This window comes from Pseudomonas sp. JBR1 (genome assembly GCF_028198185.1).
In the GTDB taxonomy this organism is placed as follows: domain Bacteria; phylum Pseudomonadota; class Gammaproteobacteria; order Pseudomonadales; family Pseudomonadaceae; genus Chryseomonas; species Chryseomonas oryzihabitans_E.
Window position 1 is genome coordinate 3,696,586 of the sequence record NZ_CP116340.1, and the last position, 12,097, is coordinate 3,708,682.

Annotated in this window: 11 protein-coding genes; 8 read left to right on the forward strand and 3 right to left on the reverse strand. The window is 65.3% G+C overall.

Annotated features, from left to right (window positions below):
- The first annotated feature begins 37 nt into the window (after positions 1-37).
- Both PJ259_RS17130 and PJ259_RS17135 read left to right on the forward strand, forming a co-directional pair.
- Positions 38-1,090, forward strand: coding sequence for an SMP-30/gluconolactonase/LRE family protein (locus tag PJ259_RS17130; protein WP_271653613.1), 1,053 nt, complete (start codon positions 38-40; stop codon positions 1,088-1,090).
- Positions 1,091-1,199: 109 nt separating this feature from the next.
- Positions 1,200-2,600, forward strand: coding sequence for a sugar porter family MFS transporter (locus PJ259_RS17135; RefSeq protein WP_059313166.1), 1,401 nt, complete (start codon positions 1,200-1,202; stop codon positions 2,598-2,600).
- A 44-nt stretch (positions 2,601-2,644) separates the two neighbouring features.
- On the opposite strand, the gene PJ259_RS17140 is transcribed toward PJ259_RS17135, so the two are convergent.
- Positions 2,645-3,082 (reverse strand): hypothetical protein, encoded by a 438-nt coding sequence (locus PJ259_RS17140; protein ID WP_064309181.1) that lies wholly within the window; start codon positions 3,080-3,082, stop codon positions 2,645-2,647.
- A gap of 232 nt (positions 3,083-3,314) precedes the next feature.
- On the opposite strand from PJ259_RS17140, the gene PJ259_RS17145 reads away from it, so the two are divergent.
- Positions 3,315-4,523, forward strand: coding sequence for an aldose 1-epimerase family protein (locus PJ259_RS17145; RefSeq protein WP_271653614.1), 1,209 nt, complete (start codon positions 3,315-3,317; stop codon positions 4,521-4,523).
- An 18-nt stretch (positions 4,524-4,541) separates the two neighbouring features.
- Here PJ259_RS17145 and PJ259_RS17150 read toward each other — a convergent pair whose 3' ends face one another.
- Entirely contained in the window at positions 4,542-4,943 is a 402-nt protein-coding gene (locus PJ259_RS17150) for an acyl-CoA thioesterase (protein WP_026083995.1), read from the reverse strand.
- A gap of 482 nt (positions 4,944-5,425) precedes the next feature.
- Between PJ259_RS17150 and PJ259_RS17155 the strand changes: the two genes are divergently transcribed.
- The 5 genes from PJ259_RS17155 to gltP all read left to right on the forward strand — a co-directional run bounded on the left by PJ259_RS17155 (position 5,426) and on the right by gltP (position 11,170).
- Positions 5,426-6,739, forward strand: coding sequence for an MFS transporter (locus tag PJ259_RS17155; RefSeq protein ID WP_059313169.1), 1,314 nt, complete (start codon positions 5,426-5,428; stop codon positions 6,737-6,739).
- A gap of 167 nt (positions 6,740-6,906) precedes the next feature.
- Positions 6,907-8,106 (forward strand): formaldehyde dehydrogenase, glutathione-independent, encoded by a 1,200-nt coding sequence (fdhA, locus tag PJ259_RS17160; protein WP_059313170.1) that lies wholly within the window; start codon positions 6,907-6,909, stop codon positions 8,104-8,106.
- Between the two features lie 144 nt (positions 8,107-8,250).
- Entirely contained in the window at positions 8,251-8,613 is a 363-nt protein-coding gene (locus PJ259_RS17165; RefSeq protein WP_271653615.1) for a hypothetical protein, read from the forward strand.
- A gap of 65 nt (positions 8,614-8,678) precedes the next feature.
- The gene (locus PJ259_RS17170; RefSeq protein ID WP_271653616.1) at positions 8,679-9,509 is read left to right on the forward strand and encodes an aldo/keto reductase; all 831 of its coding nucleotides are present in this window, start codon (positions 8,679-8,681) and stop codon (positions 9,507-9,509) included.
- 311 nt (positions 9,510-9,820) lie between these two features.
- Positions 9,821-11,170, forward strand: coding sequence for a glutamate/aspartate:proton symporter GltP (gene gltP / locus PJ259_RS17175; RefSeq protein ID WP_059313173.1), 1,350 nt, complete (start codon positions 9,821-9,823; stop codon positions 11,168-11,170).
- 51 nt (positions 11,171-11,221) lie between these two features.
- On the opposite strand, the gene PJ259_RS17180 is transcribed toward gltP, so the two are convergent.
- Positions 11,222-12,067: an NAD-dependent epimerase/dehydratase family protein gene (locus tag PJ259_RS17180; protein ID WP_059313174.1), complete on the reverse strand. Its 846-nt coding sequence runs from the start codon at positions 12,065-12,067 to the stop codon at positions 11,222-11,224.
- Positions 12,068-12,097 lie beyond the last annotated feature (30 nt).

Consider the following 12,097-nt stretch of genomic DNA (forward strand, 5'->3'; position numbering starts at 1 on the left):
CTTGCCGGACCTATAACGACAACAAAGGAGTTTCCTCATGCCTCTCGCCCGTCGCACCTTTCTTGGCGTGTCCCTGGCCGCCTCGGCCGGTCTGGTCGCCAGTCGCGCCCTCGCCGACGACAAGTTCGGCCTTACCCGAAACTGGGAGGGCAAGCCGCCCATCGTCATGCCCGATCCGGCCTGGGAGATCCACGACCAGGCCTTCAAGGGCCGCCTGGGCAACGCCTTCGTCGAACGCCTCTGGTCCGGTGGTCTCTGGACCGAAGGGCCGGTGTGGATGGCCGACTGGCGCTGCCTGCTGTTCAGCGACATCCCCAACGCTCGTGTGATGCGCTGGAGCGCCGATGACGGCCACGTCAGCATCTATGACGACCAGTCCCACAACGCCAACGGCCATACCCGTGATCGCGAGGGCCGGCTGATCAGTTGCGAGCACGACAGCCGCCGCGTCACCCGCCGCGAGTTGAACGGCAGCGTCACGGTGCTGCTCGACCGCTTCGACGGCAAACCGCTGAACGCCCCCAACGACGTGGTGGTCGGGGCCGATGGTGCCATCTGGTTCACCGATCCGGGCTACGGCATCCTCGGTGCCTACGAGGGCCACAAGGCCGAGTTCGAGCTGCCCACCAACGTCTATCGCATCGATCCCCAGGGCAAGGCCACGGTGGCGGCGGGCGACTTCGGCCGGCCCAATGGCCTGGCCTTCGCCCCCGATGGCAAGCGGCTCTACATCAGTGACACCGCTGGCGGCGGCAATCCCGGCAAGCCCAACCACCTGCGTGCCTTCACTCTCAAGGACGACGGCACCCTGGGCGGCGGCGAGGTGCTGATCGATGCCAAGGACCAGGGCGTGATCGACGGCTTCCGCGTCGACAGCGACGGCAACCTCTGGTGCAGCTGGGCCGGTTCCGCCGAGCAGAACAGCGTGCGGGTCTTCAATCCGAGCGGCCAACCGCTGGCCACCCTGCACCTGCCGGAAACCGTGTCCAACGTCGAGTTCGGCGGGCCCAAGAGCAATCGCCTGTTCATCACCGGCGGTGGTTCGCTCTATGCCACCTATGTGAACGCCCAGCCCGCGCGGCTCTGGTAAGGGCCTCTTACCGGCCGAACCAAGGGTCGTTAGACAGGTCTGTAACAAGCGGATACGGAACGACCCGCGACAACAAGATCGCCCACAAGGCGAGCGAGGAGCCTCAGTCATGAGCAACACCACAACCAACGCCGACGGTCACGTCACCGAAAAGGCCCAGCCCAAGGCGATCTTCGCCTGTCTGATGGCCGCCCTGGCCGGTCTGATGTTCGGCCTCGACATCGGCGTCATTTCCGGCGCCACCAAATTCATCCAGCAGGAATTCCAGATCTCCGATCAGATGATCGAGTGGATCGTCTCCAGCATGATGGCCGGCGCTGCCCTGGGTGCCCTGGGCGCAGGCTCGCTGTCGGCCAAGCTGGGCCGCAAGAAGTCGCTGATGCTGGGCGCCGTGCTGTTCGTCGTGGGCTCGGTGCTCTGTGGCCTGGCCACCTCGCCGACCATGCTGATCTTTGCCCGCTTCCTGCTCGGCCTGGCCATCGGTATCGCCTCCTTTACCGCGCCGCTGTACCTGGCCGAAGTCGCTCCGGAAAACATCCGCGGCTCGATGATCTCGCTGTACCAGCTGATGATCACCGCCGGCATCCTGCTCGCCTTCCTGTCCAACACCGCCTTCAGCTACTACGAGGCCTGGCGGTGGATGCTCGGCATCATCGCCATTCCCGGCGTACTGTTCCTGATCGGCGTCTTCGCGCTGCCCGACAGTCCGCGCTGGCTGATCATGGCGGGTCGCCGCGAGGAAGCCATCAAGGTCCTGCACAAGCTGCGCGGTGACGAAAAGGTCATCCAGCAGGAAGTCGCGGAAATCGAAGAGCAGCTCAAGGTGCCGCAGAAGGGCTGGTCGCTGTTCAAGGAAAACGCCAACTTCCGCCGCTCGGTGGGCCTGGGCGTGCTCCTGCAGGTGGTGCAGCAGTTCACCGGCATGAACGTGGTGATGTACTACGCGCCGCGCATCTTCGAAGGCATGGGCTACGATACCGCCGCCCAGATGTGGTTTACCGCCGCGGTCGGCCTGACCAACGTGCTGGCCACCTTCATCGCCATCTTCCTGGTCGACAAGTGGGGCCGTAAACCCATCCTCTATACCGGTTTCGTGGTCATGGCCGTGGGCCTGGGCGTGGTCGGCAGCATGCTGGGCGCCGGTAACCTGAGCCATGGCCAGCAGACCTTCACCGTGGTCATGTTGCTGATCTTCATCGTCGGCTTCGCCATGTCGGCCGGTCCGCTGATCTGGACCCTGTGCTCGGAAGTGCAGCCGCTCAAGGGCCGCGACTTCGGCATCGGCTGCTCCACCTTTACCAACTGGATCGCCAACATGATCGTCGGCGCCACCTTCCTGACCATGCTGGGCACCCTGGGGCAGGGCACCACCTTCTGGATCTATGCCGGTCTGAACGTGGTGTTCATCTTCCTGGTATTCCTGCTGGTGCCGGAAACCAAGGGCGTCACCCTGGAGCGCATCGAACGCAATCTGATGCAGGGCAAGCGCCTACGCGACCTCGGCCAGTAGCCTCTAGCGCAAAAGAAAACGCCCGGCTCTGCCGGGCGTTTTCATTAGCGGTGCCAATGCTTGTGTCTGTGCTTGGCGTGCTTCCAGCCCTTGCCGGGATGGTCGCGATAGCGACGGTCGTCGCGACCGCTGTCGCCCAGGTTATTACCCAGGGCACTGCCGGCACCGCCACCCAGGGCCGCGCCGACCAGGCCCCCGGTGCTGCCACCGACCCGATTGCCGATCACGTTGCCGCCCGCAGCGCCCAGGCCACCGCCGATGGCGGCCTCGGTACGATTGCGACGGTCCGCGCCCAGTACACCACCTGCTGCACCACCCACGCCGGCACCGATGGCCGCACCGGTACTGCCGCCGACCTGCTGGCCGACCAGGGTACCAAGCACACCACCCACGGCGCCGCCGAGTCCGGCTTCGGTATTGCCCGCATAGGCCGGGGCAACGCCTGCCAGGGCAAGCAACAAGAACAGGGCTGAAGGTTTCATGGAGTCCACTCCGTGGTAGAGACGAGTCGATCCTCGGCAAAAATCGCTGCCCTGGCAAGTACCGAACAGGTGTTTGAATGGTAAAGGTTGTCTTTACCCATTCCTTTGATTTCGCTGAACAAACCTATACAGGGCAAGCCGGTCTCAGCCCCTTGGCCGGCGCGGAAGCAGGGTCTGCAACCCGGCGCACGGTGGTCTAGACTCAAGTCGACCGCGATGCCTAGGGCACTCCATGATCCACGCTCGTCTGTTGTCTGGCTGTCTCCTGTTCCTTGCAAATGCCAGTGCCTCGGCCTGGGAATACACCCTTATCGCCCCCGACAAGCCGGTGCAGAACTGGAGCATCAGCAGTGATCGCCTGGGCCTGCGCGATGGACTGGCCTTCGCGGTCGGCGTGCATCACCTGAGTGGCGGTCGCCAGGAGGGCTCGGTGCTGATCGAGATCGATACCGGCGCCCTGCAGCTCACCGTGGTGGCTACCCGCGGCATGAATGTCCTGCGCGCCCAGGCCGGCACCCTGCGGCTGGGCTGGGATTCACCGGTGCGCGAAGTGGTCAATCCGGCTTTCGTCAACCTGGAGAGCCGCAATGGACTCGGCTGGCTGGAGGGCTTCAACGAACTGGTGGCCCGCGCCGGCTTCGAGTGGGTCGGCCATCCGGGGATGGACAAGGGGCAACTCCTGACCTTGCACGGGCGGGCCAGCTACTTGCCGGCCAGCCAGGTGGTACTGACCATCGACGAACAGCCGCCGCACCGCATCAGCCTCAAGGGCGTGCTGCACGAAGAGGCCTTCAAGCAGGCCAACTTTCGCATCGACACCGAGCTGGTCACCCATGCCGGGGCTACCGGCTTCACCCTGCATGACCGCCTGACCAATCAGGGGGCGCACGCCGCCGAGTACCAGGCGCTCTATCACAGCAACTTCGGTCCGCCGCTGCTCGGCGAGGGCTCAGGATTCGCCGCTCCGGTGCGCGAAGTGTCACCCTTCGATGCGCGTGCACGGCAGGAACTGGGCGAGTGGCAGACCTATCGCGCGCCCACGCCGGGCTATGGCGAGACGGTCTACAACCTCTATCCCTGGGGCGACGATCAGGGGCGTAGCCTGGCGGTGCTGCACGATCGCAGTGCTCATCAGGGGGTGGCGCTGGCATTCAACGTGCGGGAACTGCCGGTCTTTACCCTGTGGAAGAACACCGATGCCAAGGCCCAGGGCTATGTCACCGGGCTGGAGCCGGGTACCAGCTTTTCCTACAACCGCGGCCAGCAGCGGGCGCTGGGGCTGGTGCCGCGCATCGAGGCGGGCGGCACACGCGATTTCACCCTCGAATACCGCTTGCTGGCCACCGCTGCCGAGGTCCGGCAGGCACTGGAGCAGGTCGAGGTTATCCGGCACGGGAGGCCGACCCAGGTGCGCGAGACGCCGCTCGCCCAGGATCCGTAGCGGTCCGGCAAGCGGCCTCTAGCGCCGCGCCGGCAACGGGCGGGTGCGGCCACTGCCGTCGATGGCGACAAAGACGAACACCGCCTCGGTCACCTTGCTCCACTCGCTGGACAGCGGATCGTCGCTCCAGACCTCGATGAGGATCTGGATGGAGCTGCGGCCGACTTCCAGGGTGTTGGTATAGAAGGAGAGCTGTGCGCCCACGGGCACCGGGGTCATGAAGGCCATGCGGTCGATGGCCACCGTGGCGACGCGTCCGGCGGCCAGGCGACTGGCCATGGCGCTGCCGGCCAGGTCCATCTGGGCCACCAGCCAGCCGCCGTAGATGTCGCCAAACCCGTTGGTTTCACGGGGCAGGGCAGTGATCTGCATGGCCAGGTCGCCCTGGGGGATGGGATCTTCTTGTTCGAGCTCTTCGATCATGACAGGGCCCTCGGGAGCCCGGATAGGTAGGTAACGTTCAGCATCCGCACGCAAGAATGCTGCCAATCTCTTTGAGGAGATCGTTAGGGGGCTACAGTATAACGCTTGGGGCAGAGCGCCTCGACCGCTTTCGCACCAGAAAGGCATAGCCATGGCTCGTCAGATAGCCGCTGAATACAGCCTGAATGAATAGCGGAAATTCCTTGCAGATTTGCTATCGTGGGCACCGTGCGTGGCCAGGCAATCCAGAGGGTCGCGTACGTCCGATGATCAGGTAATGATCGGTAGACCTGCTGCCGCCGTGCTCCACAAGAGCGCAGGTGGCGCGGTGCAGGTCCGGCGCCCATCCGGCGATCCGCCCGATCCCTGCCAGCCGCCCCAAGGCGGAGGGTCACTCGGGGCCGCGTCTTGTCCGCTACACCCGGAAGGATGCCAGAGGCCGAATTTCCTTTGCGCTCCTCTCTTGTCCGGGATCATCGATGAAACTGCAATCCGCCTCCGCGCCGCTCACGTCGCGCCCTCTGGGCCGCAACGACTACAAGACCCTCTCGCTGTCCGCCCTGGGTGGCGCGCTGGAGTTCTACGACTTCGTCATCTTCGTCTTCTTCGCCGCGGTGGTGGGGAAGCTGTTCTTTCCCGTCGACATGCCCGACTGGCTGCGGCAGATGCAGACCTTCGGCATCTTCGCCGCGGGCTACCTGGCGCGACCGCTGGGCGGCATCATCATGGCCCACTTCGGCGACCTGCTCGGGCGCAAGAAGATGTTCACCCTGAGCATCTTCATGATGGCGCTGCCCACCCTGGGCATGGGCCTGATGCCCACCTACGCCCAGATCGGCGTGGCCGCGCCCATCCTGCTGCTGGTGCTGCGCATCATCCAGGGGGCGGCCATCGGCGGCGAGGTGCCCGGCGCCTGGGTGTTCGTCTCCGAGCATGTGCCCGGCAAGCACGTCGGCTATGCCTGCGGCACCCTGACCGCCGGCCTCACCTTCGGCATCCTGCTCGGGTCGCTGATGGCGACCCTGATCAATACCGTCTTCACCCCGGTGGAAGTGGCCGACTACGCCTGGCGTTTCCCCTTCATCATCGGCGGTGTCTTTGGCCTGTTCTCGGTCTACCTGCGCCGCTGGCTGCACGAGACGCCGGTGTTCGCCGAACTGGCGATCCACAAGTCGCTGGCCGAGGAAGTACCGCTCAAGGCGGTGCTGCGCGACCATCGCAGCAGTGTGATCTTGTCCATGCTGCTGACCTGGATGCTCACCGCCGGCATCGTGGTGGTCATCCTCATGACCCCGACCCTGCTGCAGACCCAGTACGGTTTCTCCGCCGCCCTGGCGCTCAAGGCCAACAGCCTGGCCATCGTCTTCCTGACCCTGGGCTGCATCCTCTCCGGCGCCCTGTCCGATCGCTTCGGCAGCGGCCCGGTGTTCATCGTCGGCGGCCTGATCCTGGCGGTGGCCAGCTGGGCGCTCTATGCCGGTCTGAAGGTCCATCCGGAGTGGCTGTTCCCGCTCTATGCGCTGGCCGGCGCAGCGGTCGGTGTCATCGGCGGCGTGCCGCGGGTGATGGTGCTGGCCTTCCCGCCCAAGGTGCGCTTCTCGGGCCTGTCCTTCTCCTACAACGTCGCCTACGCCATCTTTGGCGGCCTGACGCCCATGGTCGTCACCCTGATGCTCAAGGAGCATCCGCTGGGTCCGGCCTGGTACGTCATGGGGCTGGCACTGCTGGGGGTAGGCATCGGTTTCTACCTGCTCAGCCGCGAGCGCCGCGCCGCCGCACTCGCGCCCGCCTGACCCGGGCCGTTCACGCCGTCCGCTCCGGCGGCGTGAACGGGTTCGCCAAGACGACCCATCAGGGCGACCTCGGCATGGTCAAAAACGCCATCCCCACAGACGCCGCGCTTCGCGAGGACTAGGCTCGAACCCCTAGAGCCAGTCCAACAACAACAGCGAGGTGCAACATGTCCGGTAATCGTGGCGTCGTCTATCTGGGCGCGGGCAAGGTCGAGGTTCAGACCATCCCCTATCCGAAGATGGAAACCCCGCAGGGCAAGCGTATCGACCACGGCGTGATCCTGCGCGTGGTATCCACCAACATCTGTGGTTCCGACCAGCACATGGTGCGCGGCCGGACCACCGCACCCGAAGGCCTGGTGCTCGGCCACGAGATCACCGGCGAAGTCATCGAAGCGGGCCGTGACGTCGAAACCCTCAAGGTCGGCGACCTGGTCTCGGTGCCCTTCAACGTCGCGTGCGGCCGCTGCCGCACCTGCAAGGAGCAGGACACCGGGGTCTGCCTGACCGTCAACCCGTCGCGCGCCGGTGGCGCCTATGGCTACGTCGACATGGGCGGCTGGGTCGGTGGCCAGGCCGAATACGTGCTGGTCCCCTACGCCGACTTCAACCTGCTCAGATTGCCGAATCGCGATGCGGCCATGGAAAAGATCCGTGACCTCACCTGCCTGTCCGACATCCTGCCTACCGGCTACCACGGCGCCGTCACCGCCGGCGTTGGCCCGGGCACCAGCGTCTATGTTGCTGGTGCCGGCCCCGTGGGTCTGGCGGCTGCCGCCTCGGCCCGCTTGCTGGGCGCCGCGGTGGTCATCGTCGGCGACGTCAACCCGGTGCGCCTGGCCCATGCCAAGGCCCAGGGCTTCGAGATCGCCGACCTGTCCCAGGACACCCCGCTGCACGAGCAGATCGCTGCGTTGCTGGGTACGCCGGAAGTGGATTGCGCCGTCGATGCCGTAGGCTTCGAGGCCCGTGGCCATGGTCACGAAGGCGCCAAGAGCGAGGCCCCGGCCACGGTGCTGAACTCGCTGATGGGCGTCGTGCGCGTAGCCGGCAAGATCGGCATCCCCGGCCTGTACGTGACCGACGACCCGGGTGCGGTGGATTCCGCGGCCAAGGAGGGTGCCCTGAGCATCCGCTTCGGTCTGGGCTGGGCCAAGTCCCACAGCTTCCATACCGGCCAGACCCCGGTGATGAAGTACAACCGCCAGCTGATGCAGGCGATCATGTGGGATCGCATCAAGATCGCCGACATCGTCGGCGTGCAGGTGATCACCCTGGACGAGGCACCCCGCGGCTACAGCGAATTCGATTCGGGCGTACCGAAGAAATTCGTCATCGATCCGCACAAGCTGTTCAGCGCGGCCTGAGCATCGCGCTAAGGGTTTTGTCCGGGAATGCTGGCCATTTGGCATTCCTGGGCAAACCCTGCAGTCGTTTGCCACACCAAGGGGTCTATCCTCGCAGCGTCCGGTTCGGGCGCTGTTTTTTTTGGTGCTACAGACGAGGCCAGCATGACCCCGAATGTCCTTTCGACCCTTCGCCGTATCGTTCCCGCGCTGCTCGTGGCGTCCTTGCTGCTGCTCGGCAGTACCGCCGCTCGCGCCGAGGGCGGCGTGTCCTTTCGCTTCGCCGAAGAGGGACAGGGCTGGCTGCTGCGCGGCCCGGTCGATGTCCTCAAGTGGCCCTTCGTTTACGACCGCAGTCGTGAGCGCGCGCGCAACACCCTCGTCCGTCTCTCCGGTGATACCCAAGTGCGGGTGATCGAGACCCGTTCCTTCCAGCGCTGGAAGCGCATCGAGCTGCAGCAGGATGGCCATACCATGCTGGGCTGGGTGGAAAGCTACAGCGTGCCCGAGGCCATGCGCCTCGACTGATCGGGAGCAAAAGGCCACCGCCACCAGTCACACCTCTGACACCATCCATTCCAGAGGAGCGACGCATGTCCGCGATCACCCGTCTTCAGCTCAACGACGGTCACCATATCCCGCAGTTCGGCCTGGGGGTCTGGCAGACCCCGGCCGACGAGACCGCCCAGGTGGTCAAGACGGCCCTCGACCTGGGCTATCGCCACATTGATACCGCGGCCATCTACGGCAACGAGGAGGGCGTCGGCCAGGCCATCGCTCAGGCTGGTCTGCCGCGCGATGAGCTGTTCATCACCACCAAGCTGTGGAATGCCGACCAGGGCTACGACAGCGCTCTGCGTGCCTTCGACACAAGCCTCGCCAAGCTGGGGCTGGAGCATGTCGACCTCTACCTGATCCACTGGCCGCTGCCGGAAAAGGGCCTGTTCCTCGACAGCTGGAAGGCCTTGATCGAATTGCGCAACCAGGGCCGGGTGAAGTCCATTGGCGTCTCCAACTTCCGTCAGGCCGACATCGAGACCCTGCTGACCGAGACCGGCGTGGTGCCGGTGGTCAACCAGATCGAGTGCCATCCGCTGCTGCAACAGCAGGAGCTGCGCGACTTCAACACCTACAAGGGCATCGCCACCGAAGCCTGGAGTCCGCTGGCCCAGGGCGGCGAGCTGCTGGGCAGCCCGATCCTGCAACAGCTGGCGACCAAGCATGGCAAGACGCCAGCCCAGGTGGTGCTGCGTTGGCACATCCAGCTCGGCAATATCATCTTCCCCAAATCCAAGACGCCCAAGCGCATCGAAGAAAACATGCAGATCTTCGACTTCGCCCTGGACGACGAGGACCTGCGGCAGATCGCCGGGCTGAATCAGGACAAGCGGCTGGGCCCGGACCCTTCCACCTTCAACGGCTGACGATCACGGGGCGCCGCGATGAGCGGCGCCTCCGTATGCCTGGCGTGCAAGGCGCCAGTGCCTGTATGCTGCGCGGCCCTTTCGGGACACCTCATGCCGGAACGGCATAGGGCAGGCGACAGCGGCATTAGACATACCCCGTTACCCTCTGGCAAAAGTGTGACGCCTTGGTGCTCCTCGTCCTTTTCGAGCACCGTTTCCGCAGCCTGAACGCACCCTCCCTGTTGGCGTTGCATGCGCATTGCGCATCACGATCCGGCGCGGTGACGTTCGTCCCGAACTCCATCCAAATAGAACAAAGGTGTCGGTACATGACCAAGCCCAAGCTCAGCCTCGCATGGCAGATTCTCATCGGCCTCGTGCTGGGGATCGCCGTCGGCGCACTGCTCAATCACTTCAGCGCCGAGAAGGCCTGGTGGATCTCGAACGTTCTCAAGCCGGCCGGCGACATCTTCATCCGGCTGATCAAGATGATCGTGGTGCCCATCGTCATCGCCACCCTGGTGGTCGGCATCGCCGGCGTCGGCGACTCCAAGAAGCTCGGTCGTATCGGCCTCAAGACCATCCTCTACTTCGAGATCGTCACCACCCTGGCCATCGTCGTCGGCCTGTTCTTCGCCGACAGCGTGCAACCCGGTGCCGGCATCGACATGAGCACCCTGGGCACCACCGACATCTCCCAGTACCAGAAGACCACCGCGGAAGTGCAGCATGACCACGCCTTCATCGCGACCATCCTCAACCTGATCCCGTCCAACGTCTTCGCCGCCGTCGCCCGCGGCGAGATGCTGCCGATCATCTTCTTCGCCGTGATGTTCGGTCTGGGCCTGGGCGCTCTGCCGGAAGCCACCCGCGAGCCGGTGGTACGCGTCTTCCAGGGCATTTCCGAAGCCATGTTCAAGGTCACCCACATGATCATGAACTACGCTCCCATCGGCGTCTTCGCCCTGATCGCGGTGACCGTGGCCAACTTCGGCTTCGCTTCCCTGCTGCCGCTGGCCAAGCTGGTGGTGCTGGTCTACGTGGCCATCGGCTTCTTCGCCCTCGGCGTGCTGGGCCTGGTGGCCAAGCTGTTCGGCTTCTCGATCTTCCGCATCATCCGCATCCTCAAGGACGAGCTGATCCTGGCCTATTCCACCGCCAGCTCGGAAACCGTACTGCCGCGCATCATCGAGAAGATGGAGGCCTATGGCGCGCCCAAGGCCATCACCAGCTTCGTGGTACCCACCGGCTACTCCTTCAACCTCGACGGTTCCACGCTCTACCAGAGCATCGCGGCGCTGTTCATCGCCCAGCTCTATGGCATCGACCTGTCGCTGAGCCAGCAGCTGCTGCTGGTGCTGACCCTGATGGTCACCTCCAAGGGCATCGCCGGTGTGCCGGGGGTCTCCTTCGTGGTGCTGCTGGCCACCCTGGGCAGCGTCGGCATTCCGCTGGAAGGGCTGGCCTTCATCGCCGGCGTGGACCGCATCATGGACATGGCGCGCACCGCCCTGAACGTGATCGGCAACGCCCTGGCCGCCCTGGTCATCGCCAAGTGGGAAGGCCTCTACGATGCCGAGAAGGGCGCCGCCTACTGGGCCGCCCTGCCGCACCTGAAGAGCACCGCCAAGGTCGAGGAGCGTCCTCAGGCCACGCGTGGTCAAGCCCTGCGTGACTGAGTGGCTAGCTAGCTGAGAACGGAGCCCGGCCTTGTGTCGGGCTCTGTCGTTTCAGCGGTCGAGAATGGCCGCATAGCCTTCGCGATAGCTGGGGTAGCGGGGCGTCCAGCCCAGCGCCCTGGCGCGGGCATTGCTGCATCTCTTGCTGCCGGCGCGGCGCAGCTGAGCGTCGTCCGACCAGGTGGTGATGCCCAGGCGGGCGCGTAGCCAGTCGACCACCTCGTCCAGCGGCGCCGGATCGTCGTCCACGCCCAGGTAGAGATCATCCAGGGCGACCCCTTCACGATCACGCTGCAACAGCAACGCCAGCAGGCCGGCGGCGTCCTCGACATGGATGCGATTGCCATACAGCGGCGGCTCGCGGGTCACCCGGGAGCCCTCGCGGACCTGCCGCAGCAGCGCTTCGCGTCCCGGGCCATAGATGCCCGTCAAGCGCACCACGCTGGCAGGGATGCCACTGCCGAGCGCCACCTCTTCCGCCTCGCGCAGGAGGCGTCCGGAAAAACGCTCGGGTTCGGCGGGGGCGGTCTCGTCGACCCAGGCGCCGTCCTGCTGGGCGTAGACCCCGCTGCTGGAGACGAACAACAGGCGCCGTGGGCGTTGGCCGCAGGCGGCCAGCCAGCCCAGCAGGTGGCGCAGGCCATCGACATAGGCGGCGCGGTAGCCGGCTTCGTCATGGTGGGTCGCGGCGGTGGCATAGACCACCTGATCCAGGGGCTCGCGGGGCCAGTCCGCGGGTGGCTGGACCTCGGCCAGGTCGCCCGCCACGGGCAGCAGGGTGGCGGGCAGGGCGGCGACATTGCGCCTGAGGCCGAAGACGCGGTGACCCTGGGCCACCAGTTGCAGGCCAAGGCGGCTGCCGACATCGCCACAACCGGCGATCAGGATGGTGCTCATCGGTGTTTCCTTCTGCAAAGGCCTGGACAG

Coding starts and splice junctions, on each gene's coding strand:
- PJ259_RS17165 (WP_271653615.1), top strand. CDS start 8,251: ATGACCCCGAATGTCCTTTCGACCCTTCGCCGTATCGTTCCCGCGCTG.
- PJ259_RS17180 (WP_059313174.1), bottom strand. CDS start 12,067: ATGAGCACCATCCTGATCGCCGGTTGTGGCGATGTCGGCAGCCGCCTT.
- PJ259_RS17155 (WP_059313169.1), top strand. CDS start 5,426: ATGAAACTGCAATCCGCCTCCGCGCCGCTCACGTCGCGCCCTCTGGGC.
- PJ259_RS17140 (WP_064309181.1), bottom strand. CDS start 3,082: ATGAAACCTTCAGCCCTGTTCTTGTTGCTTGCCCTGGCAGGCGTTGCC.
- PJ259_RS17130 (WP_271653613.1), top strand. CDS start 38: ATGCCTCTCGCCCGTCGCACCTTTCTTGGCGTGTCCCTGGCCGCCTCG.
- PJ259_RS17145 (WP_271653614.1), top strand. CDS start 3,315: ATGATCCACGCTCGTCTGTTGTCTGGCTGTCTCCTGTTCCTTGCAAAT.
- PJ259_RS17135 (WP_059313166.1), top strand. CDS start 1,200: ATGAGCAACACCACAACCAACGCCGACGGTCACGTCACCGAAAAGGCC.
- PJ259_RS17170 (WP_271653616.1), top strand. CDS start 8,679: ATGTCCGCGATCACCCGTCTTCAGCTCAACGACGGTCACCATATCCCG.
- gltP (WP_059313173.1), top strand. CDS start 9,821: ATGACCAAGCCCAAGCTCAGCCTCGCATGGCAGATTCTCATCGGCCTC.
- fdhA (WP_059313170.1), top strand. CDS start 6,907: ATGTCCGGTAATCGTGGCGTCGTCTATCTGGGCGCGGGCAAGGTCGAG.